At 42.8% G+C, this 25107-nt stretch carries 26 protein-coding genes; 12 read left to right on the top strand and 14 right to left on the bottom strand.

What is annotated here, in order from left to right; all coding sequences use genetic code 11:
• Window positions 1-46 precede the first annotated feature (46 nt).
• From dinG to BM232_RS10260, 8 genes are read right to left on the bottom strand one after another with little or no spacing between them, the layout of a single operon-like run.
• A complete protein-coding gene (dinG, locus tag BM232_RS10295) occupies window positions 47-2134 on the bottom strand; it encodes an ATP-dependent DNA helicase DinG (RefSeq protein ID WP_091714303.1) in 2088 nt (695 codons plus the stop codon).
• Window positions 2131-3129 carry a 2-hydroxyacid dehydrogenase gene (locus tag BM232_RS10290; protein ID WP_091714300.1) on the bottom strand — a complete coding sequence of 333 codons (999 nt, stop codon included), beginning with the start codon at window positions 3127-3129 and terminating at the stop codon, window positions 2131-2133. Before BM232_RS10290 ends, dinG begins: the two co-directional genes overlap by 4 nt.
• Before the next feature lie 27 nt (window positions 3130-3156).
• A complete protein-coding gene (recJ, locus tag BM232_RS10285) occupies window positions 3157-4911 on the bottom strand; it encodes a single-stranded-DNA-specific exonuclease RecJ (RefSeq protein ID WP_091714298.1) in 1755 nt (584 codons plus the stop codon).
• Entirely contained in the window at window positions 4908-5840 is a 933-nt protein-coding gene (locus BM232_RS10280) for a hypothetical protein (protein WP_091714295.1), read from the bottom strand. Before BM232_RS10280 ends, recJ begins: the two co-directional genes overlap by 4 nt.
• A complete protein-coding gene (gene hda, locus BM232_RS10275; protein WP_091714293.1) occupies window positions 5833-6537 on the bottom strand; it encodes a DnaA regulatory inactivator Hda in 705 nt (234 codons plus the stop codon). The genes BM232_RS10280 and hda overlap by 8 nt, the downstream gene beginning before the upstream one ends.
• Before the next feature lie 15 nt (window positions 6538-6552).
• Window positions 6553-7623 (bottom strand): AI-2E family transporter, encoded by a 1071-nt coding sequence (locus BM232_RS10270; protein ID WP_091714291.1) that lies wholly within the window; start codon window positions 7621-7623, stop codon window positions 6553-6555.
• Window positions 7596-8153 (bottom strand): CDP-alcohol phosphatidyltransferase family protein, encoded by a 558-nt coding sequence (locus tag BM232_RS10265; RefSeq protein WP_091714288.1) that lies wholly within the window; start codon window positions 8151-8153, stop codon window positions 7596-7598. The genes BM232_RS10270 and BM232_RS10265 overlap by 28 nt, the downstream gene beginning before the upstream one ends.
• Complete coding sequence (locus BM232_RS10260; RefSeq protein ID WP_091714285.1) at window positions 8150-9211, bottom strand: DUF2066 domain-containing protein; 1062 nt, start codon at window positions 9209-9211, stop codon at window positions 8150-8152. The genes BM232_RS10265 and BM232_RS10260 overlap by 4 nt, the downstream gene beginning before the upstream one ends.
• Before the next feature lie 59 nt (window positions 9212-9270).
• Between BM232_RS10260 and purM the strand changes: the two genes are divergently transcribed.
• Genes purM through BM232_RS10240 form a run of 4 tightly spaced genes read left to right on the top strand, consistent with a single transcriptional unit; the run spans window position 9271 to window position 12287 of the window.
• Entirely contained in the window at window positions 9271-10326 is a 1056-nt protein-coding gene (purM, locus tag BM232_RS10255; RefSeq protein WP_091714283.1) for a phosphoribosylformylglycinamidine cyclo-ligase, read from the top strand.
• Window positions 10327-10328: 2 nt separating this feature from the next.
• A complete protein-coding gene (gene purN / locus BM232_RS10250) occupies window positions 10329-10922 on the top strand; it encodes a phosphoribosylglycinamide formyltransferase (RefSeq protein WP_091714281.1) in 594 nt (197 codons plus the stop codon).
• Between the two features lie 2 nt (window positions 10923-10924).
• Window positions 10925-11662, top strand: coding sequence for a DUF3108 domain-containing protein (locus BM232_RS10245; protein ID WP_091714278.1), 738 nt, complete (start codon window positions 10925-10927; stop codon window positions 11660-11662).
• Between the two features lie 19 nt (window positions 11663-11681).
• Window positions 11682-12287 (top strand): NUDIX domain-containing protein, encoded by a 606-nt coding sequence (locus tag BM232_RS10240; RefSeq protein WP_091714275.1) that lies wholly within the window; start codon window positions 11682-11684, stop codon window positions 12285-12287.
• 1 nt (window position 12288) lies between these two features.
• On the opposite strand, the gene BM232_RS10235 is transcribed toward BM232_RS10240, so the two are convergent.
• The 3 genes from BM232_RS10235 to slyD form a co-directional block, all read right to left on the bottom strand.
• Window positions 12289-12708, bottom strand: a complete 420-nt coding sequence (locus BM232_RS10235) for a PGPGW domain-containing protein (protein ID WP_091714273.1) — start codon at window positions 12706-12708, stop codon at window positions 12289-12291.
• Window positions 12709-12725: 17 nt separating this feature from the next.
• Window positions 12726-13631, bottom strand: coding sequence for a D-hexose-6-phosphate mutarotase (locus BM232_RS10230; protein WP_091714271.1), 906 nt, complete (start codon window positions 13629-13631; stop codon window positions 12726-12728).
• Window positions 13632-13714: 83 nt separating this feature from the next.
• Complete coding sequence (slyD, locus tag BM232_RS10225) at window positions 13715-14197, bottom strand: peptidylprolyl isomerase (RefSeq protein ID WP_091714269.1); 483 nt, start codon at window positions 14195-14197, stop codon at window positions 13715-13717.
• Window positions 14198-14611: 414 nt separating this feature from the next.
• Here slyD and BM232_RS10220 point away from each other — a divergent pair, with 414 nt between their 5' ends.
• Genes BM232_RS10220 through hflD form a run of 4 tightly spaced genes read left to right on the top strand, consistent with a single transcriptional unit; the run spans window position 14612 to window position 17346 of the window.
• Window positions 14612-15325 carry a pseudouridine synthase gene (locus BM232_RS10220; protein WP_091714266.1) on the top strand — a complete coding sequence of 238 codons (714 nt, stop codon included), beginning with the start codon at window positions 14612-14614 and terminating at the stop codon, window positions 15323-15325.
• Entirely contained in the window at window positions 15231-15611 is a 381-nt protein-coding gene (locus BM232_RS10215; protein ID WP_245752912.1) for an NUDIX hydrolase, read from the top strand. Before BM232_RS10220 ends, BM232_RS10215 begins: the two co-directional genes overlap by 95 nt.
• Window positions 15612-15613: 2 nt before the next feature.
• Entirely contained in the window at window positions 15614-16717 is a 1104-nt protein-coding gene (mnmA, locus tag BM232_RS10210) for a tRNA 2-thiouridine(34) synthase MnmA (protein WP_091714261.1), read from the top strand.
• Complete coding sequence (gene hflD / locus BM232_RS10205) at window positions 16714-17346, top strand: high frequency lysogenization protein HflD (protein ID WP_091714258.1); 633 nt, start codon at window positions 16714-16716, stop codon at window positions 17344-17346. Before mnmA ends, hflD begins: the two co-directional genes overlap by 4 nt.
• Here the strand turns inward: hflD and BM232_RS10200 are convergent.
• Window positions 17343-18050, bottom strand: a complete 708-nt coding sequence (locus BM232_RS10200) for an ABC transporter permease (RefSeq protein WP_091714256.1) — start codon at window positions 18048-18050, stop codon at window positions 17343-17345. The two genes, hflD and BM232_RS10200, sit on opposite strands and share 4 nt — an antisense overlap.
• A 71-nt stretch (window positions 18051-18121) precedes the next feature.
• Window positions 18122-20653 carry a bifunctional aconitate hydratase 2/2-methylisocitrate dehydratase gene (gene acnB, locus BM232_RS10195; RefSeq protein WP_091714254.1) on the bottom strand — a complete coding sequence of 844 codons (2532 nt, stop codon included), beginning with the start codon at window positions 20651-20653 and terminating at the stop codon, window positions 18122-18124.
• 121 nt (window positions 20654-20774) lie between these two features.
• On the opposite strand from acnB, the gene purB reads away from it, so the two are divergent.
• Genes purB through BM232_RS10175 form a run of 4 tightly spaced genes read left to right on the top strand, consistent with a single transcriptional unit; the run spans window position 20775 to window position 24068 of the window.
• On the top strand, window positions 20775-22142 hold the full coding sequence (gene purB, locus BM232_RS10190) for an adenylosuccinate lyase (protein ID WP_091714251.1): 1368 nt from the start codon (window positions 20775-20777) through the stop codon (window positions 22140-22142).
• A 2-nt stretch (window positions 22143-22144) separates the two neighbouring features.
• On the top strand, window positions 22145-22645 hold the full coding sequence (locus BM232_RS10185; RefSeq protein ID WP_091714248.1) for a DUF7931 domain-containing protein: 501 nt from the start codon (window positions 22145-22147) through the stop codon (window positions 22643-22645).
• Window positions 22642-23436, top strand: a complete 795-nt coding sequence (locus tag BM232_RS10180; RefSeq protein ID WP_091714246.1) for a secretin N-terminal domain-containing protein — start codon at window positions 22642-22644, stop codon at window positions 23434-23436. Before BM232_RS10185 ends, BM232_RS10180 begins: the two co-directional genes overlap by 4 nt.
• 14 nt (window positions 23437-23450) lie before the next feature.
• Window positions 23451-24068: a nitroreductase family protein gene (locus tag BM232_RS10175; protein WP_091714244.1), complete on the top strand. Its 618-nt coding sequence runs from the start codon at window positions 23451-23453 to the stop codon at window positions 24066-24068.
• Here the strand turns inward: BM232_RS10175 and BM232_RS10170 are convergent.
• A complete protein-coding gene (locus BM232_RS10170) occupies window positions 24061-25098 on the bottom strand; it encodes a GGDEF domain-containing protein (protein ID WP_091714242.1) in 1038 nt (345 codons plus the stop codon). The genes BM232_RS10175 and BM232_RS10170 overlap by 8 nt on opposite strands.
• Window positions 25099-25107 lie beyond the last annotated feature (9 nt).

Raw genomic sequence — 25107 nt, 5'->3', positions numbered from 1 at the left:
AAGCGCTTCCTGTTGTACGGGAAGTTATGACCTGTCGTGTTGCCGACTATGACTGTTCCAATTGATAATCGGGTAAGTGCGCGAGCAATTGTTTACCGTAACCCTTTGTTAACAAACGTTTATCAAGAATAGTAATTCTTCCCGAGTCTGTTTCCTTTCTTAGTAATCTGCCACAAGCCTGAATCAGTTTTACACTAACTGCAGGCAGAGACAGTGCTGTAAAAGGTTGACCACCTTTACGAATAATCCACTCTTGTTTTGCTTGTTCGATAGGTCTGGTGAACACTGGGAAAGGCAATTTTGTAATGATGACATGCGTACATAAATGCCCTGGAAGATCCACCCCTTCAGCAAAACGATCCAAACCAAAAATAATACTGCCTTTACCAGACTCAATCTGTCGGATATGACGGTTCACCATGTTTTTAGGGGACAAGCTATCCCCTTGCACCATGGTTATCGCAGTAATCGCTGCCGGACATTGTCGATACACCGCTTCCATCACCAGCTTTGAGGTAAATAACACCAAGGTCGCCTCATTAACATCAATGATGTCGGTGAGTTTTTTGACTACTTCCTGCTGCCATTGCTGTTGTTGCTCATTCGGCTGAAAGCGCATATCGGGAATATGGAGGGTAGCTTGTTTTTGATAGTTAAACGGTGATGGTACGGCTAGAAAGTGCTGTTCATCAAAACGATGCAAACCACAATCTAATCTAAAGCGGTGAAATAAGCCCAGTCCACGTAAAGTCGCTGAGGTTAGCACCACACCATAAGCTCGTGACCACAAACTGCGATCAAGAAAGTAAGCGGCCGTCATTGGCCCGGCGTGAATAACCAGGGTTTGTTGTTTAGCAAATGTGTCCACTGATAACCAACGCACATTTGGTGGTCTATCCTCTTGGTCAGGCTCAAGAAATAAAGCCATAAAATCAATCAGATAACCAAAAATATTTTGTACTGTTCCGACCTGCGGTAATAAAGCCTCACCGACTTTATTGGATAACTGCGTTTTTTCCAACCCTTCTTTAATCCATTTAGCTAACACGGAGTAATGTTTATAAATGGAATTAGCGCGTTGCAATAACCCCTGACACGGTATTAATAGCGCATTCACCAATGGACTATTCCAGAAAATACGTGGCTCACTAATATGCTTTTCTAATAAATCCTGCACCACAGCATCACTGTGCAAAATACTCTCAATCGTTTGCAGATGGCTGATTACTGCCGGTAGATCACGTCTTAATTCCGATAGCATGTAGCCAAAATCATGCTGGCGATAGGCTAAAGCGGATGGGATTTTCTTCAGCACACTATCTGCTGTTTCGGTGGTTTGATAAAGCTGAATAAAGTTTAATGCTTTGGCCGCATGGTCCAGCGCTTTACGCGGCAAATTATGCGCTTCATCAAATACAAAAAGAATTTCTTCAGGGTTTGGTAAGACGAGACCGCCGCCAAGATCGGCATCACTTAAAATTAAATCATGGTTTGCCACAATAACCTGAGCGGCTGTCATTTCACGACGTAACTTATAATATGGGCAGCGCATATAAAAGGAACAGCTCTTTCCTGCACAGCCTTCAGAGTCCGTGGATATCTGCTGCCAGAGATCAGCATCAATTTTATCGCGGCGGCTATCGCGGTCACCATCCCAACGTTCCTGCTCCCACTCACTCATTAACTGTTTCGCCTGAGCAATATGCAGAACCTGTTGATACTTTTCATCCACATCAATATTGAGCGTTTGTTGCTCAGGTGTGGTGGCGGTTTGATTTAACTTACTTGGGCAGACATAACGGCGACGTCCTTTCACCTGAACGAAACGGATAGGCTCTTCAAGTGTTGCTGAAAACTGGGGTAAATCTTTTTGAATAAGTTGTTGTTGTAAATTCACCGTGGCGGTACTGATGACCAGTGTTTTCTTTTGTAAAAGTGCAGTTTGGATAGTACCCGTCAGATAGGCCAATGTTTTACCGACGCCAGTTGGAGCTTCAACGACTACTACCCTTTTCTGTGGTGGTTTAAGCATAGATTGAGCAATAAACTCGCTCATTTGAATCTGTTGTGGACGCGCCTTAAAATCGGGCATCGCTGATTCGATGCGCTCAAAGAGTGTTTTTACTGCCGTCACATGCCTACTCTATTGTGTAAACTTTCACCATTGAGATAAGCCAGCACATTCGTTACTGTTGTTTCAGCAATGTGTTGAACAGCTTCCTGTGTGAAGTAGGCCTGATGCCCTGTCACTAATACATTTGGAAAGGTTAATAAGCGTTGAAATAAATCATCCTGAATAATATCAAGGGAATGATCTTCAAAAAATAAACTGCCTTCCTGTTCATAAACATCAATGCCCAGATAACCGATTTGTTTTGATTTCAACCCGTCCAAAACCGCACGAGTATCCATCAAAGCGCCGCGACTGGTATTAATTAACATGACGCCCGGTTTCATGCTGGTGATGCTGTCATGATTGATCATATAACGGGTATCACTGGTTAACGGACAATGCAGGCTGATAATGTCTGACGTTTCAATAAGTGTTGTTAAGTCAGATGTTTGAAATCCTTGCTTTATACAGTGTTGAGAATTAACAGGCTCATAAACAATCACCTCACAACCAAATGCCCGCATTCTGTCAGCCACCAATAAACCAATTTTTCCGCCACCGACTATCCCAACTTTCTTTTGGTAAAAATCAAAGCCGAGTAAACCATCCAGAGAAAAATTACCATCGCGGACACGGTTATAGGCACGAGGAATTTTGCGGCTTAATGACAGCATCATCGCAATAGTGTGTTCAGCTACAGCATAAGGCGAATATGCCGGTACATTAACTACACTAATACCCAATTCATGTGCAGCCATAAGATCGACCTGATTATAACCCGCACAGCGCAAAGCAATTAGTCGTGTACCACCTTCTGCTAGCGTATGTAATGTTTCCCGACTCAAATCATCATTCACAAAGGCACTGACAATCTCATACCCCTTTGCCAGCACGGCGGTTGATGGATTCAGCCTGACCTCATGACAAATGAATTGAATCGCAGGCACAGATGCTTGCAATAAAAAGCGTTCATCGTATGACTTGGCACTAAACACAGCAATTTGATGAGTGGTCATGACTTTTCTACCTGATATGACTGATGATCAATTATGTCTATCTGTATGCGCTGGCATTAATTCATCAACCAGAAACTGTAAGCTTTTCTGGCCGCGAAATTCGTTTACAGATAATTTATAACGGACTAATACTAAACTGTTTTCAGCTAACCAGCTCGGTTTATCCTGACCAAATGCCATGGCATTAATCTGCCTGCGTCCATTCATCTCAAGTTGCAAACGTAGATGGTTCTGTTCCTGCCCAACCAGACGAAAATTACTCACTTTAAACACACCATGGAACCGAGGCTCCTCAAAGCCCTGCCCCCAGGGAGCAGCTTCAGACAGCATTTCCGCAAATGACAATTGGCAATCTGATGAGGCTAATTCACCATCTGAAGGTAATTGTTGCAAATAGGTTTCTGATGACACCATCTCATTTAACGCCGACTCAAATGCCCGATTAAAGTCGTTTAAATCGGCTTTTTTTATCGTTAAACCGGCCGCCATCGCATGACCACCAAAGCGTTCTAATAATTTAGGGTGTTTTGCTGCTACGCGAGCTAATACATCTCGAATATGTATGCCTGGAATTGAACGGGCTGATCCTTTGACTTCATCGTCATTGCCAGGGGCAAAAGCAATAACCGGACGGTATGTTTTTTCTTTAATACGAGAGGCCAAAAGACCGATGACTCCCTGATGCCAGTCCTCATCAAATAAGCAATAACCGGTTCTTAAGGTATTTTCCTCAATATCAATCCGTTCCAGCATCTTTAATGCATCTACTTGCATCGTTTGCTCAACGGCGCGTCTTTCCAGATTAATACTATCCAGCTGTGTGGCTATATTAAGCGCCTGCTGAGCATTATCTGTCAGCAGTAAATTAATGCCGAGTCCCATATCTTCCATGCGTCCAGCTGCATTCAACCTGGGCGCAATACTAAATCCTAAATCTGAAGAGACCAGTTTTTCTTTTTCTCTGCCAGCAATTCGAATCAGTGCCTGTATTCCAATACAGCCCTTTCCACGGCGAATACGCTGTAATCCGTGATTGACTAATGTGCGATTTAGTTTATCCAGTGGCACCACATCCGCTACCGTGCCTAAAGCAACAAGATCAAGCCAGTCCCCTACTTTGGGTTCCGGTAAAGACGCGCTTTCAAACCAGTCTATTGTTCTTAAATGCTGTCTTAAGCCTAGTAACACATAGAAACAGACACCCACACCAGCCAGGTTCTTATAGGGGAAGGGATCGCCTGTTTGGTTAGGGTTAACGATGGCATCGGCTTCTGGTAATTCCTCACCAGCAAGGTGATGATCGGTCACCAATACCTTCATTCCACGTTGATGTGCGGCCTTTACTCCTGATATTGATGCAATACCATTATCAACGGTCACCAGTAAATCAGGTTGTTCCAGCTCTGGAATATCATCGAGTAAAGATGGTGTTAGGCCGTAACCATGGACAAAGCGATTAGGGACAATATAATGAACCTGCTTCAATCCCATTGACTGCAAACCACGTATAGCCAGTGCACAACTGGTGGCACCGTCACTATCAAAGTCAGCAACAATCGTCACTTTCCATTGTTCTTTCAATGCTGTTGCTAATAATTCAACTGCCGCCTGCATACCAAGCAGCTGATCTGGTCTTGGTAAGTCGGCCAGTTCAAAATACAACTGCTCTACTTCGGTAATACCGCGTGCAGCCATAATTTTTCGTAAACTTTCCGGCCATGACTCAGGTAACTTATCCCAACCATCATGAGGACGTTCAACAATGTCGGGCAATATACTCATAACCAGATTTTCCAGACAGATGCAGGAGTTAAATGGTAACGTCCCCACTCGGGAATAACGATATGCACGGAATCCAACTGAAGACCTTTCAATGCCTTATAGATAGGCGTTAACCAATTGTTATTGAGCGCTTCGATCTGTGCTGACCAATCTTTATCCGGATCAAAATGCGCTAAGTGGAGTGCTTGTTTTGCCTGAATATCAGAAAAATGCTCAATACCATCCACCCATTCAGAGCCACTATGGTGACTTAATAGCTTCAGTGTTTCATCTTCACCAGAAACATGGGACCAGTATTGCAAGTCATCCGGCATTGTGCCCTTCCCCCAGAACCAGACACTATTAATCGGCACTTGACCTTGCGCTTCCCTTGTCTGGTTCACCGGACAATCAAATAACACCATCTGAATCTCATTCCATAAACGAATCCATAACCGGCCATCAGCACCTTTTGGTAAAAAATCTGTCACGGATCGACGATCGACTTTATCCACGCAAGTCAATTCGATATCAGGTTCGATTGGCATATTGAGCAGCCATTGATTCGCTGCATTGATCGTTAGTGAAGCCCCTAAATCATCAAACAGATATTGAATCGATGCAGTAAGTTGTTCAGCTTCATCCTGACTGATATCAATGCCATGGTGGAATAACACCAGTTGATCTCTGTCAGCTTGTAAATAACACGGTTCCACACAGAGACTGAACTCCGTTCCACCTCTTAACCTGGCCATTGGGAAGTCATTCCAATCTATTGTTTCTTCAGAAAATAATGATAATAGCTGCTGAAAAAAACGATCTTTAGATTCAGTAAACACGCCTCTTTTCATCAGCTTTTTCAAAGACTGAGGCAAAAAAGACTGGTTGATGGGGTTGGAAACTATGGCCGAAAAATCAGGCAGAATCAGCGTCAGTTCTTGCCTAGCCATTCGCCAAAACTTGCCGTATAAACGGTATGGTCAACTTACGTTTAGCCTGTAAAGACGCTTTATCTAACTGCTGTAAAACAGTCATCAGTGCAGGCATATCACGTCCATAATGGCGTAATAAGTATTGTGCCACTTCGCTTGTTATCATTAATCCGCGCGACTGAGCCTGCAACACCAGAGCCTGCTGTTTCTGCTCATCGTTCATCATAACTAATTGATAGACCAGGCCGGTCGCCAGCCTTGAGCGTAAATCTGCTAATGTAATCGGACTATTTGCTGGCGTCTGCTGTGCAGCTACCAATAAGCAGCCTTTTGCATCATGTAAACGATTAAAACAGTGAAAGACCGCTTCTTCCCATTCGGGTAAACCAGCAATCGCATCAATATCATCCAGGCAGAGTAAATCAGCTTGTTCAATCGCCTGTAATACCGCAGGTTCTGCTGTTTTCACAAGTTCTGATAGCGATAGATAAATGACTCTGTAGCCCATCTGCTGAACTGATTCAGCACAGGCAATCAGTAAGTGCGTTTTACCGGTGCCACTCTCCCCAGCCAGATAAAGAAAATCCAGCTCAGTTAACTGACAAAAGGCTTGTAGAGCTTGTTTGGTTTCTTGTTTGGCAAACAAGAAATTATCTAGCCTGTATATCTCCTGTGGAGACAATCGAAGCGTTAATTGTGTTTCAGCTAATGACATGAGTTTACGACTAAGTTAAGAATACAAATGACTATCAAGATAACGCTGATGGGCATGACGTAATAACACCATCACAACCGCAGCGGCAGGCAAAGCAAGTAACACACCAGTAAACCCAAATAATTGACCACCGGCTAATACCGCAAAAATAACCGCTACGGGGTGTAAACCAATACGCTCACCAACAAAGCGAGGGGTTAGCACCATTCCTTCTATCGCCTGAGCGACAGCAAAGACAATCGCCACTTGCAGCACCGGTAACCAGTCACCAAATTGAAAAAATGCGGCTAAGCCAGCGAGCAAGATACCCACAATTAACCCCAGATAAGGAACGAAACTGACCAGTCCAGCAATGACACCGAGTAATAACGCTAATTCCAGACCAATCATACTCAGTCCCAGCGTGTAAATCACTGCAAGTGAAAACATCACCATCAGCTGACCACGCATAAAGCCAGCTAACATATCATCACATTCTAATGACATTTCAATGAATGTTTTAGCGTAGCGTCTTGGTAACAACTCTCTAAAACGCGCAACTAAACTATCCCAGTCTCTTAATAAATAAAACGTAAGCACAGGGATTAAAAGTAAATTAGCCAACCACTGTACTAACACCATTCCAGAGCGTGTTATATAGTTGAAGATGCCACCGGCAGCCTGGCCAAACTCTGACCAGTATTTACTCAAGGCCTGTTTAACCGTTTGCAGATTAAACACATCCGTTGGCAAGCCCACAGAGTTCAACCAGGGTTCGATCAATTTCTGCGTCTGTGTTAAATAATCAGGCAAATTAGTAAAGAGCTTTGCTACCTGAGCACTTAATAAAGGCAGCATTACCAACAACATTAACGCAACGACAATAAAAATAACGGCAAACACCACACTCACTGACATGGTTCTGGATAAATTCCAGCTTTCCAGTCTGTCCACCAAAGGGTCGCCCAAATAAGCAAAAAGCGTCGCAATAAAAAACGGCATCAACACAGGTGAGAGTTCAAACAGCAACCAACCGGCAATAACAACGATCGCAACAAGTAATAACTTATTCGTATCACTCATGATGGTCGTTTTCTCTGCTTCCATGCTTTATTACCCCAAATAATCACATATTCAAAACCACTGTATAAAACGCTGGCGACAACTGCCCAGATACCCACAGTCACTGCAGGATGCAACATCGGCAACCATTGCTGCTCAATTATCACCAGCAACACTAATAGAATTTGTAATGCGGTATTAATCTTACTGCTCCATAACGGCAGTAATTCAAATTCGCCAATGGTGTAATGATAAATTAAGCCACCACAAACAATAATGATATCCCGGGCCAGAACTAACCAAAGTAGCCACATTGGAATCAGCCCAGTCCAGGCTAGAGTGGCAAAGCTGGCCACCAACAATAGTTTGTCAGCTATCGGGTCGAGAATGGAACCGAGGCGTGACTGCCAGTGAAAATGTTTGGCGAGAAAACCATCAATACCATCTGAAATGCCTGCAATTGCAGATAAGATCAATGCCAGTACATAACGTTCATCAAGCAGCGCTAATACCACTGGAATCACCAGTAAGATACGTAACAATGAAATCAGATTGGGAATGTCACGTAAACTCAATGTGTTAACCGATAATGTTTTTTATCCGTTATAGTGTCCTCAGGCGCTGATAACTCTGACAAAAGACCACCAACAGATAAAAGACGTTGCAGAACTTGCAGGTCACCACTATAGCTAATATCTAAATCGAGAATATTCATTCCCAGATTATTAACCCGGATATTTTCAATACTGTCGATTTGATTGAGATAAGCCATTACTCTGGAAAAGCCAGCGTAATCGTTAACCTCATCAATCTGTACAGAAAGTGTCTTATTCGTATCCGACACCTGATTATGTTGAGCATACTCGCTAGCAAGATTATCGACTAATACACCTAAGCCTTTATTTATTGAAGCTGTGATAAATCCTTCTGAGGTCCAGCGTTGGCGTGTGTCCCCAGTGCCTGATTGCCAGACAATCTGTGCAGTATCATCGTGAATTGTCATTTTTATAATCAGAATGATATCCGCCCCATAACGTTGGGAGGCCGCGCTGATGGCGTCATCATTACCTGACCACACATCATCAAAACTCAAAGCAGACTGATCCTGTAGGTCCATTAACGGCATAAGAATAGGTAGTCCACGCTCGTCAGCAGCTTGTTGCAATGGTTTAAAAACAGCTTGGGGAATATTCTCTAAACCTTGTAGCGTTTGCTGTCCATCAATATCAGTCGCTAACCAGACCAGCACATCAGGCCTGACTTTTCCCCAACGAGGCAAACCAAGCTGACGTATAACTGCATTGACGGCATTTTTATCAAAGCTCAAACGTAATGAAAGTTGATCAGGCTGAGTTAAATCTGCAGCTTCAATATTGTTACGAATGTATTCATAACGCTCAACAAGTTGCGTGGCATTAGCAAGTACCGGGGCAATATCAGCGTTGTTAACCTGATTTTCATTACCGACTAATTTGATAAGCACTTGCTTGAGCAACTCAGGTGCCAGAGCATCACGCTCTTTCTGCTGTTGTGTCGTGACGGGAGCTGTTGCCTGATAAAGATTATTCACTTCAGCAGCGTAGCTACTAAAACTCAGAAACAGCAAAATAAGGGCATAAAATAATCGGTGCATTGTGGTATTCTAACACGCTGTTTTAAGCATGTGATGCACAACATTTTCAGGAATACATTATGACCGACAGTGTGGACTCTTCTCGCACCTCTCTTAGTTATCGTGATGCCGGCGTTGATATTGAAGCTGGTAACGCCTTAGTCGATCGCATTAAACCTCACGCAGCAAAAACCCGTCGACCTGGTGTCATGGCTGGTTTAGGTGGTTTCGGTAGTCTTTTTGAACTCCCAGTCGATAAATACAAACAACCTGTTTTAGTTTCAGGCACAGATGGCGTAGGCACAAAATTACGCCTGGCTATCGAATCAGGTATCCACAATACTATCGGTATTGATCTTGTTGCCATGTGTGTCAACGATATCGCGGTGTTAGGTGCTGAGCCTTTATTCTTCCTCGATTATTATGCAACTGGGAAACTGGATGTAGATATCGCAGAGTCTGTGGTATCAGGTATCGCTGAAGGTTGTCTGCAGGCTGGTGCTGCACTAGTCGGTGGTGAAACTGCTGAAATGCCAAGTATGTATGAAGATGGCGATTATGATCTAGCGGGTTTTTGTGTTGGTGTCGTTGAAAAAGAAGCAGTTATTGATGGTTCAAAAGTCGCTGCTGGTGATAAATTAATTGGTCTTGCAGCCTCTGGGCCACACTCAAATGGTTACTCTCTCATTCGTAAAATTCTTGAACGTAGTGGTCAATCATTAAGCTCTGAATTCGATGGGGCGACATTAGGTGAAAAGTTATTAGCACCGACCAAAATCTACGTTAAATCGCTTTTACAGCTAAACGAGAAAGTCAGCATTCATGCTTTATCTCATATTACGGGTGGTGGTCTTCTGGAGAATATTCCACGCGTTCTGCCAGAAGGTGTGAAAGCGGTGATTGATGCCGATAGTTGGCAACGCCCTACTGTATTTGATTGGCTGCAAGAAAATGGCAATGTGACAGATAAAGAAATGTATCGCACATTCAATAATGGGATAGGTATGGTTATCGTGATTGCAGAGAATGATGTATCTGAAGCGCTGGCTGTATTGAACAGTGCCGGTGAACAAGCAAGTTTGATTGGTCAAATTGAAACAGCAAATGCGGCTGATGAACTAGTTGAAATTCAATAAAGATGAGTCTGAATGAACATACAACGCGGCTGGTGATTTTAATCTCCGGCCGCGGTAGCAATATGCGCTCAATTATTGAAGCGATTAATCACCAACAACTTGATGCGACTGTAGCCGCTGTTATCAGTAATCGTCCGGATGCTGCTGGGCTGGAATATGCTAGCAGCCAGTCTATTCCTACTAAAATTGTTGATCATAAGGCATTTGCAGACAGGGACAGTTTTGATAAAGCCTTAGCTAAGCAAATCGACGAATTTAACCCTGACTATGTCATTTTAGCTGGGTTCATGCGCATTCTTACTGCTGAGTTTGTTGAGCATTATCAAAATAAACTTATCAATATCCATCCGTCTCTATTACCTAAATTCAAAGGGCTGGATACCCACCAACGCGCTATTGATGCTGGTGAACAAGAACATGGCGCAAGTGTGCATTTTGTCACTGCTGAGCTGGATGACGGTCCGGTCATCATGCAGGCAAAAGTAAAGGTCATGGCTGATGATTCTGCCCAGACACTTGCTGCAAGAGTATTAGAACAGGAACATCAGTTGTATCCTGCTGCCATACAAAAACTGGTGAACAGTAAACAGGACTAATAATGCGACTATTGTTCAGTGTTTTTTTGCTGCTTATTTTTACAAAAGTGTCTATCGCGGCAGATATACCGGACTTTTCAGCCAATTATTCAGTGAAACTAAATGGCATTCAGGCAGGTGAACTCAAACGAACACTTGAAACCGATGAAACAGGGCTCAGACACTTCAGTTCTGTTTCACAAGCCAAGGGCGTATTTTCGTTTTTCAAACCGGATGTGATTGAAGAAACCAGTTTGTGGAAAATACACGATAATGCCGTGCAACCCCAGTTTTACCGCTATCTTCGTACTGGTGGAAAAAAAGAAAAACGCCTGGAAATGAAGTTTAACTGGTCTGATATGCTGGTTCAGATTGATGATCAGGAACATCCCTGGCAACTTCATATTGAACCCAAAACACTGGATAAACTGGTGTATCAAATCAGCCTGATGCGAGATTTAAGCAAGCATAAAGGCGATCAGATTAACTATCGTATAGCTGATGGTGGCAAATTAAAAACCTATCAGATCCGTATATTAGGTCAGGAACGTATCAAAACACCATTAGGTGAAATTGATGCAGTGAAATTAACCCGCCATCGTGATAAAGATAATAATCGTGAAACCACTCTCTGGTGTGCCCCTTCCCTTGCGTATTTACCAGTAAAACTCGAACATATCGAAGATGGCACAACGTTTACGGCAGTCCTCCGCCGACTCAAAGGTCTGGACTATCAACACGCTTTCATTAACGACAACTAGACCGACAAAATCACTATTTATGACTAAAAAGTCTTTTAAAGTACTTAATCAGAAGACCGTATATAAAGGCTTCTTCAGCGTAAAAAAATACACACTGCAACATACGCTTTATCATGGTGGCTGGAGTCAGGTCGTTGATAGAGAAGTCTTTCATCGCGGGGACTGTGTCGGTGTTTTACTTTATGATCCGCAGCGCGATGAAGTGGTCATTATTGAACAGTTTCGTGCTGGGGCAATCCTGTCAAAACAGCAAGAAGATGCCTGGCTACTGGAGATTGTGGCTGGAGCGGTTGAAGAAAATGAAACTCCAGAAGAAGTAGCCATCAGAGAAGCTCAGGAAGAAGCGGGATGTGTCATAAAAGAACTGATGAAGATTAATGAGTTTTACACCTCACCTGGTGGTACTTCGGAATGTCTGACCTTATTCTGTGGCAAAGTCGATACCAGTGAAGTCGGTGGTGTTCATGGCCTTGCTGAAGAAGATGAGGATATTGCTGTTAGCGTTGTTAAATTTGATGAAGCTTGCAAGCTGGTTGAAACTGGACGTATTAAATCTGCGATCCCACTCATTGCTGTTCAGTGGTTACAACTCAATCGGGATAAACTCCGTCAGCAATGGCAGTAAATCAATCGTAATTCAAAGGTTCACTACCCGCACGCTGCCGTAACCAGTCAATAGAGCGTCGAATACTTTTTTGTTGGATTAACCATTTCTCCAGTCGATATTTTCCTGGAAAATTCAGACAAAGAAGACCGATAAATAACGTCAATAATCCTTGGCCTGGCAATACCAGCATGGCTAAACCCAAAATAACTAAAACAATTCCCAGACAATTTTTTAAGGTAATGAGCACTGTTCTGATGATAATGTGTTGATCTGCCCATGGCGTTTTATGTCTCTTTTCTGTTGAGAAATAATCTGCTGGCATCCTGACGATTAAATAGGGAATAAACACTAACGAAGCAACAAAACTTAATATGGAGATGATGCCCAGCGCCCATAACCAGGTTTCATTGCTCCATATTGTTTTGATCATCTCTTCCATTAGCGTTACTTGTTCACCTAAGCAATCGAGCTGACATTATATTTAACCTGCATTTGATGTGACGCTCCTGGTGCAATAATTACACTATTCGCGATAGCATTTGCCGTTTCAACACAAATGAATTTCCGGTAATCACTGGCATCCATATCATTCAGTAAAGACGCTCTTGTCCACGGATTCCATACAACGATATTTTCTGCACCACTCTGTTCGATATTAATTTGACGTTTCAAGGCTTCATCAATGATGTCAACGCGAGCAGGCGATGCCAGATAAACACGGTCCGTTTCGGCAAATGGTGTAATGTCACCCACTTGCGTTTGCTTTGAAAAATCTAATGTTTTATCCAGATAATCCAGGCCATCTAAGCCCACGACCGTGATTTGCGAAATATCACCAACCAGAAAATACGAATGTAGTGCTTTAGAGATACTAAATGGTATTTCGCCCCTGTTTTCAGTGGTCAATGCAATATCCAGTTGCTCACCGATAACAATTTTTTTACGAAGACGGAATTCATTTGGCCACCATTGTTTACTGGTTGCCGTTGATTCAAGACCCAAGGTAATTTCGACAATGTCATCATGTAACTGACAGTCCAGTACATTCCATAATAAATTACGGGCAAAACCATGTGCCTGACGCCCTAATTTACTGGGATCTTCACCAAACCATGGCCAACAGACTGGCACACCACCACGTATGGCTTTACCTTGCTGATAAATAGCTTTTTCACTTAAGTAAAAAAGATCGTGTTCCATTCCATTTGATTTATACGACAATATTTGCCCGCCATAGAGAGCAATGGTCGCAGAAGCTTTTTTTGTAGCCACTTCAATAATGGGCATACCCGTTTGCCCTTCAACAAAGCGTACTTGAGCTTCTTTACCAAACAGACGATTAAGTGTTTCTAAATCCTGCATATTCAGTATTCCAAACGAAAAAACGGGCTTACGCCCGTCTCTCCATAGACAGTATAGTCATTCACTAAAAGGAAAAATCCTGCTTAGTGATGATGACCACCTTCACCATGAACATGGCCGTGCTCAAGTTCTTCAGCACTGGCTTCACGAACTTCACGAACAGTTACATCAAAATTCAGGTGAACGCCTGCTAACGGATGATTACCGTCAACTGTTACTGTGTCATCTTTAATGTCAACAACGGTTACAAGCACTGGCCCCTGCTCTGTTTCTGATTGAAACTGCATGCCAACCTGAACATCATCAACACCACTGAATAATTCACGAGGTACGTCTTGCTTTAACTCTTCATGTCTTTCGCCATACGCTTTTGCTGGTTCAATGCTTGCTTTTACTGCATCACCAGCTTCTTTACCATTCAGCGCATCTTCCAGACCAGGAATAATATTACCTGCACCATGAAGGTAAGCTAATGGACCTGCTGCTTCTGAGCTATCGATGACGCTGCCATCGTTATCAGTCAGTGTATAGTCGATTACTACGACAGTCTTATCTGCAACTTTCATTTATGTTCCTCACTTACATGTTTTGGATTACAGCTGCAGCATAATCACTACAACCTATCGATGTTACCAATATAAACCCCAAATAGATTTACCATTCAGCTTACGTTAGTAGTTTCATCATCAGCTATTAATCCATGAGTAGCCATCGACTAGCATGGAGACAATAACCGTTACGCTAATAATTTAAGATGTGATATTCACCTATTCTCATTAGCATGCGCTGGTATAGTATCAACACCTTGCAAACTAATAAAAGCCATCATCAGCTTAATTTTTTATCTTCAATAACGGGCTTAACTAATGCCAGACAAACATAATATTGTCTTGTCGCCACATCACTAAGCGCATTAAACAATACTTTCTACGATAAAAAAAGTTGAGTATTTTATCATTAAACTCATTCACACACTAATCATGACGAAGCTGATACTTTTTAATAAACCTTTTGATGTACTCACCCAGTTTACTGATGAAGCCTGTAGGAAGACATTAAAAGACTATATTGATATTAATGATGTTTACCCTGCAGGCAGGCTGGATCGGGATAGTGAAGGACTTGTTTTATTGACCGACGATGGTCAATTACAACATCAGATTGCCAATCCTGAATTCAAATTAGAAAAAACCTATTGGGTACAGGTGGAGAATATTCCTGATCCGGATTCACTGCAACAGTTGGTTGCCGGTGTAAAACTGAAAGATGGCATGACAAAACCTGCCAAAGCGCGATTAATTGAACCACCTGATATATGGGAAAGAATACCGCCTATACGCGAGCGAAAAGCTATTCCTACGCAATGGCTGGAGCTTAAAATTACTGAAGGCCGTAACCGGCAGGTAAGGCGTATGACAGCAGCTATTGGCTACCCGACACTTCGCCTTATCCGTGCGGCTATTGGTCCTTGGCAATTAAATGCTCTGGAACCTGGTCAATGGCTCTCCGTTAATACCAATGACGTGATAAAATGGCAGAATGATTTGGAAGCCTCGAACAACAGTCGCCGCCGTAGTCGAACAGAACGACCGATTCCTTCTGGTCGAAGAAGAAATCAACGGCAAAATGACCTTAAATCAGCCAGCCGGCCATCTCGAACCAGACGAAAGTCTAATAGACGCAGTGATTCGTGAGACAAAGGAAGAGACAGCCTGGACGTTTCATCCGGAATCACTGGTCGGGATTTATCGATGGATTCACCCGCGTAAGGGTGAAACCTATATTCGTTACTGTTTTTCAGGAACAGTCACGGATCATGATCCCGAACAACCACTGGATGATGATATTCATCAAGCACTCTGGTTACCTTTTGATGAGATACGCCACAGACAAGCGGATCTGCGCAGTACACTTGTAACTGATTGTTTCCAAGACTATATTGATGGCCACCGCTATCCTCTGGATATTTTACGTAATTAAATATGAGCAATGAAAATAAAGTAGTCGTCGGACTTTCCGGCGGCGTCGACTCCTCTGTAGCCGCGTTATTGTTAAAACAGCAATTTGATCATGTTGAAGGGCTGTTCATGAAAAATTGGGTCGACTTCGCTGATGAAAGTGAGTGCACTGTCGAAGAAGATCGTAAAGACGCCAGCTCTGTTGCTGAAACAGTCGGTATCCCCTTTCATGAAGCCAACTTTGCCATGGAATATTGGGATTACGTTTTCAAACACTTTCTGGATGAGTACCGCGCTGGTCGTACCCCTAATCCGGATATTCTGTGTAATCGTGAAATAAAATTTAAAACCTTTCTCGATCATGCTATTGAACTTGGTGGTGACATTATCGCTACCGGTCACTATGCCCGTGTTGAAGAACGAAATGGCCAATTTCATTTGTTAAAAGGCAAAGATCATAAAAAAGATCAAAGCTACTTTTTATATACGCTTGGTCAGGAACAATTATCACGAACACGCTTTCCATTAGGTGAATTGCCAAAAACCGAAGTCAGACGTATTGCTGAAGAAGCCGGTTTTATTAATCATGATAAAAAAGACAGCACCGGTATTTGTTTTATCGGCGAACGTCATTTCCGTGAGTTTTTGAGTCGTTATATACCAGCTCAGCCTGGAGAAATGCGTACCCCTGAAGGTGAAAAAATAGGTCAACATGCTGGTCTTATGTATTACACATTGGGCCAACGTCAGGGACTTGGTATTGGTGGTCGTAAAGATAGCACCGGCGAACCCTGGTTTGTCGCCGGTAAAGATATGGATAATCAGATTCTTTACGTCGTTCAGGGCGATCATCCCTGGCTATGGAGTCAAAACCTGGTGGCAGAAGACGTGTCCTGGGTCGCTGGCCATCCGCCTGAGTTTCCTTGTCGTGCTGCGGCAAAAACACGCTATCGTCAACCTGATCAGGCTTGTACGATTAGCCAGGATGAGAACGGTAATATTCATGTTGAATTTGACGAAAAGCAACGTGCCGTGACCCCTGGTCAATCGGTGGTGTTTTATCTGGATGATGACTGTCTTGGTGGTGGGATTATTGTCTCGACTGATGCACCAGGAATCCATCCATGAGCATAAGCCCTCGTTTACGTGATCGCACGATTGCCATTTCTGCCGTTGTTCAGGCTGCTACATTAGTTCAACAAGTCGCTGAAACTGGTCAAGTTGATAACACCGACATGAAAGTGATGTTGGAAAGTTTGTTGGTAGAGAATGCACCTGACACCGAGTCTGTGTATGGTTCAGTGAGTCAATTAAGAACAGGAATTGAGGCACTCAATACTCAGCTTTCAAAGAAAAAAGACAAAAAGGATGTGACCTTATTACGTTATGTCGTCAGTCTTCTTCATCTTGAACGTCAATTAGCAAAACAGCCAGAAATGCTGGCGTTAATTGATCGTGAAATTCAACAAGTGCCTGCGCAAATTGATTACTTCGGCGATATTCTATCCCCGCAGGTTATTGCACGTTTTGCCGATATATATCAACGCACATTAAGTGAGTTAAAACCTCGCATTCAGGTCTATGGAGATCCCGGTTTTTTACAACAGCCAGACAATATTAATCTGGTAAGAGCCCTGCTTCTGACAGGTATTCGTGCTGCTGTGTTATGGCAACAAAAAGGCGGACGGCGCTGGCAGTTTCTATTTCAAAGTGGAAAGCTACTAAGTGCAACTGAAGCCTTGTCGAGTGAAATTTAATTAACCCGTGTTTTAAAAAGCCATAAGAAAAACACAATCGACAAACCTGAACCACCAAAAATCATACACATCACCACAATTTGATAATGAGCAGCTGTAATCGGCGACACTCCAGATAAGATTTGTCCGGTCATCATGCCTGGTAAAGAGACTAAACCGACAGCTAACATCGAGTTAATCGTTGGAATAAAGGCGGCTTGAAAAGCCTCATATCTGGCAGTAAGAAAGTCGATATCTCTTGATAATTCAGCGGATAATCGTTCGGCAGCCAGGCTCACGCTATTCATCGCATTGGCAAAAATCATCCCAGCCAATGGAATCATATAGCGTGGCTCATACCAGGGTGAAAGACCAATCACGCCCTGAGTAACTAGCATTAAGGTGAGTCCACCGCCAAATAAAATACTAAGAAAAGCAATCGGATAAAGAGATCGTCTCTGCCCTTCTACAGTTCCTAATGCAATCCAGCTTGCTGCACTGACCATGACTAACATCACCAGCATAACAATCCATGACTTTTCAGCAGCAAACACTGTTGTTAATACATAACCCACCAGTAATAATTGAATCAACATCCGGATCAGTGCATAAACTGCAAAACCCGCTTTTAGCGACCAATGCACCATCATCAGTAAAACGACGACGACTGGAATAAAAGCCAATGCCAGTTGAAAGTTTGAAATAACTTGTACAGATGTATTCATTTCTTTTCTCAGATATAAAAAAGGCTGCTTCTAAAAAGAAAACAGCCTTTTTTGTTTTATGCCACTAAGCTCTAGCTGGCAGCACGTCGATATTCATCCATCTCATGGAAGTTAAGATAACGATAAATTTCTGCCGCCATTGGTTTAATACCTGCAACCGCCTCAAGGTATTCAGCAACGGTGGGTAAACGTCCGATGCTGGCCACTACCGCAGCAAGTTCTGCAGAAGATAAATAGACATCCGCATTATTACCTAAACGGTTCGGGAAGTTACGCGTAGACGTAGAAACGACCGTTGCACCATCAGCAACCCGTGCCTGGTTACCCATACATAAAGAACAACCAGGTGTTTCTGTACGAGCACCTACTCGACCAAAGGTGCTGTATACACCCTCTTCAGTCAGCTGGAATTTATCCATTTTGGTTGGTGGGGCAATCCATAACTTAACAGGCAAGTTACGCATATTTTCCAATACTTTGCTTGCGGCACGATAATGACCGATATTAGTCATACATGAACCAATAAACACCTCATCGATTTTATTACCTTGAAGCTCTGACAACGGTTTAATGTCATCAGGATCGTTCGGGCAAGCCAACAGAGGTTCTTTAATTTCATTCAAGTCAATTTCGATGACTGCAGCGTATTCTGCATCAGCATCAGGTTCTAATAACTGTGGATCATCCAACCAGGCTTTCATGCTATCAATGCGACGACGCAAAGTACGCTCATCCTGATAACCTTCCGCAATCATCCATTCCATCAGCGCCATATTTGAATTTAAGAACTCAATAATAGGTTCTTTATTCAAACGCACGGTACAACCATTTGCACTACGCTCGGCAGAAGCATCAGATAATTCAAATGCCTGCTCTACTTTGAGATCAGGTAAACCTTCAATTTCCAACACGCGACCATTGAAAATATTTTTCTTACCTTTTTTCTCTACGGTCAGCAGTCCTTGTTGAATAGCAGCGTATGGAATTGCATTTACCAAGTCACGAAGTGTAATCCCAGACTGCATTTCACCTTTGAATTTAACCAGTACTGACTCTGGCATATCTAACGGCATAACCCCTAAAGCTGCACCAAACGCCACTAAACCTGAGCCAGCCGGGAAACTGATACCAATTGGGAAACGCGTATGTGAGTCACCACCAGTACCGACGGTATCAGGCAAAATCATGCGGTTTAACCAAGAGTGAATAATACCGTCACCAGGACGTAATGAGACGCCACCACGTGTGCTGATAAAGTCAGGCAATTCATGCTGTAGTTTAATATCAACTGGTTTTGGATAAGCCGCGGTATGACAGAAAGATTGCATAACAAGATCGGCAGAAAAACCTAAACAGGCCAGCTCTTTTAACTCATCACGTGTCATCGCCCCGGTTGTATCCTGAGAGCCGACAGTGGTGACCTTAGGTTCACAGTAACTATTTGGGCGAACACCTTCTACACCACAAGCACGGCCGACCATTTTCTGCGCTAATGTAAAGCCTTTACCGGTATCTACGGGTTCGACTGGGCGTACAAAAATATCCGAGGGTTCTAAGCCTAAGGTTTCACGGGCTTTATCAGTCAGTCCACGGCCAATAATTAACGGAATACGACCGCCGGCACGAACCTCATCGGCCAGCGTGGTTGGACGCATACTGAATTCGCTGATGACATTACCTGCTTCATTTAATATTTTGCCTTCATAAGGCAGAATGGTGATGATATCGCCAGTTTCCATATTCTGGACATCACATTCAATCGGCATTGCACCAGAGTCTTCCGCAGTATTAAAGAAGATAGGAGCAATATTATTACCGAGAATAACGCCACCCTGACGTTTGTTAGGCACATAGGGAATATCATGGCCCATATGCCATAACACAGAGTTAATCGCTGATTTTCTAGACGAACCCGTACCCACAACATCACCGACAAATGCCAATGGATAACCTTTCTCTTTTAGCTTCTCAATGTCACCAATGGGATCATCCATTTTACTGACCAGCATGGCTTTAGCATGAAGAGGAATATCCGGACGGCTCCATGCTTCTGTAGCAGGAGATAAATCATCGGTATTGGTTTCACCAGGGACTTTAAATACCGTTAGCGTGATCTGTTCAGCCAATTTAGGTCGGGAAGTGAACCATTCAGCGTCAGCCCATGATTGTAATACGCGCTTGGCGTATTCATTGGTCTCCGCTTTTTCAACCACGTCATGGTAAGCATCGTAAACCATCAATGTTTTACACAATGCTTTTTCAGCCGTAGCGGCAGTTTCTTCAATATCGAGTAGCTGGATCAATGATTGCACATTGTAGCCACCCATCATCGTGCCTAATAACTCTGTTGCTTTGACTGGTGGGATCAATGCACATGTCACTTCACCTTTTGCGATATCGGTGAGAAAGCCCGCTTTCACATAAGCCGCTTGATCGACACCTGGCGGGACTCTATGAATCAGAAGATCTAATAATTCTTCACTGTCATCGCTTCCTGATTTGAGCTGTTCAATTAAAGCAGAAACCTGTTCAGCATCAAGTGGTAACGGTGGTAAGCCAAGTTTGGCGCGTTCTTCAACTTGCGATTGATATTCTTTCAGCACGTATGTGTACCCCAAAGTTTGAGAATGAAACGGTGACATTTTACCTGAAAGCGTTTAGTACGAGCGAACTCTGCTATAATTTCGCACAAATTTATTAACTAAATCTTTCATCGGAGTATTCATGGATTTAACCGCTTTGACCGCGATTTCACCGGTTGATGGCCGCTATGCCGGAAAAACTGAAGCGCTACGCCCATTCTTTAGTGAGTATGGACTACTGCGCGCCCGTGTAGAAGTAGAACTTCGCTGGCTACATTTACTCGGTAATAATGCCAGTATTCAGGAAGTACCGAAACTTAGTCAAGAAGCAGAAGCTTTTTTAGATAACATTATTAACAACTTCTCGGTTGAAGATGCTCAGGAAATAAAAAATATTGAGCGTGAAACAAATCACGATGTTAAAGCCGTTGAATATTTCATCAAAAGAAAATTTAAAGATAATCCAGAATTAAATGCTGTTAGTGAATTCGTTCACTTTGCTTGTACTTCTGAAGATATCAATAATACCGCTTACGGCATCATGCTAAAAAATGCCCGTGAGAAAGTTATTTTGCCGGAAATGGATACTGTTATCGCTGCCATTCGTAAGGTTGCGCAACAACATATTGATACACCGATGATGTCACGCACACACGGACAGCCTGCATCACCAACCACCTTAGGCAAAGAATTGGCTAATGTGGTTCAACGTCTCGAGTTACAACGCACCCATGTCGCAGCTGTTTTACTGTACGGTAAAATGAATGGCGCTGTAGGTAACTACAATGCTCACTATGCTGCCTACCCTGATGTTGACTGGCCAATGATGGCGAATGCCTTTGTGACCGGTCTTGGACTGCGTTGGAATAAATATACTACGCAAATTGAGCCTCATGATTATATGGCTGAATTATTCCAGGCAATGATTCGCTTTAATACTGTGCTGATTGATTTTTGCCGTGACGTCTGGAGTTATATCTCTATCGGTTATTTCAAACAAAAAACGGTTAAAGGTGAAATTGGTTCATCAACCATGCCTCACAAAGTGAATCCTATCGATTTTGAAAATGCTGAAGGCAATCTGGGTATAGCGAATGCCGTATTTGATCACTTAGCACTGAAACTACCTATATCCAGATGGCAACGTGATCTGACAGACTCTACTGTGTTACGTAACCTGGGTGTAGGTTTTGCGCATTCTTTATTGTCATATAGCTCAGCATTAAAAGGCATCAGCAAACTTGACCCTGCACCTGAGGTTATGGCGGCTGATTTGGATGCTAACTGGGAATTATTAGCTGAGCCAATTCAAACAGTGATGCGTCGCTACGGTATTGAAAATCCATATGAAAAGCTGAAGGATTTAACGCGTGGCCAACGTGTTAATAAAGACATTATGCAAGCATTCATCGATGGACTTGATATGCCTCAAGAAGCCAAAGATAAATTAAAGGCGATGACACCGGCTAATTATCTTGGCAACGCAGCAGAACAAGCCAGAAACGGTTAAGTATGAGTGAGAGTATCCCGACTGACGATCAAACTATACCGTTCGACAGTCGGGAATATGCAAGCCAATACTCTATTGAACTCATTGAGTCCGCCAGACAGGAAATCTGTTTTTTTGGTCCTGAGTTAGATAGTGTTTTATTCAATAATCAAATTGTCATTGATAAATTAATTGCATTTATTAATCAGAGCCAGCGCTGTGGTATTCGCTTTTTAGTACACGGTACACAGCAAACGACAGCCCAAAGGCATTTACTTATACCTTTAGCACAGCGGCTCTCCAGTAAAATTCAGATTCATATTGCAGACAAGCAAGATCAGAAATCACGCTATATGTATCTGTTGATAGATAATAAAGCATTTTTATATTGTCCCAATTCTGTCCGCTACGAGGGTATAGTCGACTTTGATGCTGCACGTCAGGTCCGTAATAGAAAAAAGGACTTTGAGGACATGTGGTCAAGAAGCCAATTTGATTTGAATACGAGGCGCTTGCAATTATGAAAAAACTCATTTTGACCATTGCAATACTGATGTTCTGCTCGAACGTATTTGCAGATTCCGATATTCATACCATCACTCTAAAGCATCGCCTGGCTAGTGAGGTTGTTGATCAAGTCCGTCCGTTTTTACCCGAATCAGCCACCATAAAAGCGTACGACAATATGCTTATTTTAAAATCAGATCGGGCTACTGTAGCGAATGTAGAGCAGCTGATTAAAAAACTGGATATGCCATTGAAATCCGTTGTAGTTACTGTCTGGCAAACGTCAGAACAACTCAATAATCAGTCTGGCCATCAAGCCAATATCCAGTTATCCACGGAACAACCTAATGCTTCAGTGTCGATAAAACAATGGTCAACAAAAGGAAAAGACGATAAAGATAATCGTTATAGTGCTCAGGGTATTGCCGGACAGCCCATTGCTATCAATATCGGTAATGCCAAACCAGAAAAAGACTATTTATACTTTGTTAATCCTAATGGCAATATCGGTTTTGCCTCGAATACCCAATATATATCGACTTCAAGAGGATTTATGGCTATCCCTTTTCTACTGGCAGATGATAATGTCAGAGTAGAAATACACCCCTCTTTCTCAGACCGAAGCCATGATGGACAAATTAATAGCAGCAATCTTATCAGTACAGTACATGGCAAATTAGGCCAATGGATAGAAATCGCCTATGTTTCAGAAGATCAGCAGAGACAAAAAGAAGGTCTGAAACAGTATCAAACACATCAAGGGCAACAACAAATTATCTATCTGAAAGTTGAAACATCTTCAAATTAATCACAAGAGTATTTATGGATATTAAAGAAGCGATTCTTAGCCGTCGTTCTGTTAAGCATTATGACCCTGAACACACAATGACAAAAGAAGAAGTCAGGACATTAATGGAGCATGCAATCTTATCTCCAACAGCATTTAATCTTCAGCACTGGCGTTTTATTAATGTTGAAGATAAAGAACTTCGTGAAGAAATCCGTGAAGCCAGTTATGGTCAGGCTCAAGTCACTGATGCATCTATGTTATTAGTGTTGTGTGCCGATTTAAATGCCTGGGAGAAAGATCCACAACGCTACTGGCGCCATGCCCCCAAAGAAGTACAAGATTTCATGTTGCCAGCGATCGAAGGCTACTACACCAATCATCACCAGGGTCAACGTGACGAATGTTTTCGTTCTGTTGGGATTGTTGCTAGTACCATCATGCTGATGGCGAAAGGTATGGGATATGATTCATGTCCAATGGACGGTTTTGACTTTGATAAAGTCGCGAGAATCATTAACTTACCCCATGATCATGTTATTGTAATGATGATTACTGTTGGTAAGAAATTACAGGAAGCACGCCCACGTTCGGGACAGTTAGAGCTAGACGAAGTACTGTTTACTGACAGATTCCCAGACGAAACTAGATGATTGGTGGTGGCGCTTCTGACACACAGTTGCGCCCTTTCCTCTTGGACATATACAAAGCTCTGTCAGCCCGCTGCATAAAGCTCTCACTGCCTTCAGAACTCACATAACGTGCCACACCAAATGACATGGTGATGACACCAAGTGACTCTCTGGTATCTTTACGCTGTATCCGCTTAGAAGCAATTTCCTGACGAATATTTTCAGCGACATTTTTTGCATTCTGAAGGCTTGTGTTCAATAAGATGATGGCGAATTCCTCACCACCATATCTCGCAACCAGATCACGTCCTTTAACGCTGTCTTTTAATGCATTCGCCACCACACGTAATACCTGATCACCAACCAGATGTCCGTGTTTATCATTGATATTTTTAAACAAATCAAGATCGGCAAAGATAATACAGACATCCAGTCCGGAGTTATCCGCATCATGTGTGACTTTGCTAACTACATCGTCAAAAGCTTTACGGTTAGCTAAGCCTGTTAATGTATCTGTTTTTGCTTCTTGTTTGGAAACATCAAACTCTTTTTTGAGCTTTTCTACCTCGGTCATCGCAGTATTTAAGCGCTCAGTCAACAGTTCGCCACTGTTCATCGCTTGTCGTGTTTCAGCGAGAATATCATCAACTATCTGATGGATCTCTGCTGCTGTCATATCGCGATTAATCCGACTCATCAGATCGTTTAAACGCTGATTTGTTTTATCCGTATGCATGACACTGCTATAGATAAAATTAATGACTTCTTTCAGCAAACGCGCCAGTTCACGGCGCATTTGATATACCTCTTCTCGCTCTTTTTCTATATTGAAGAATCGCTTGAACAGGGTCTTACATTGGCTTTGGCTTAACAGAGGTGTTTCAGCCACCATCTCCTGAATAGTAACTGAAAGCTCTTGGTTTGCACCAGATACATGCTCATACCACACCGTATAATTATCTGGTGTCATTGGCACACCATGTTTCCGCATCAGAGGCAATGCAAGCCGCATATATTCTGCGGCTTTATCAGATAATTCGTTGTAATCCATGTTAAACAA

The organism is Methylophaga sulfidovorans (genome assembly GCF_900114205.1).
In the GTDB taxonomy this organism is placed as follows: domain Bacteria; phylum Pseudomonadota; class Gammaproteobacteria; order Nitrosococcales; family Methylophagaceae; genus Methylophaga; species Methylophaga sulfidovorans.
The sequence above is the reverse complement of the archived record's forward strand: the minus strand, read 5'-3'. Positions and strand labels throughout refer to the sequence as shown.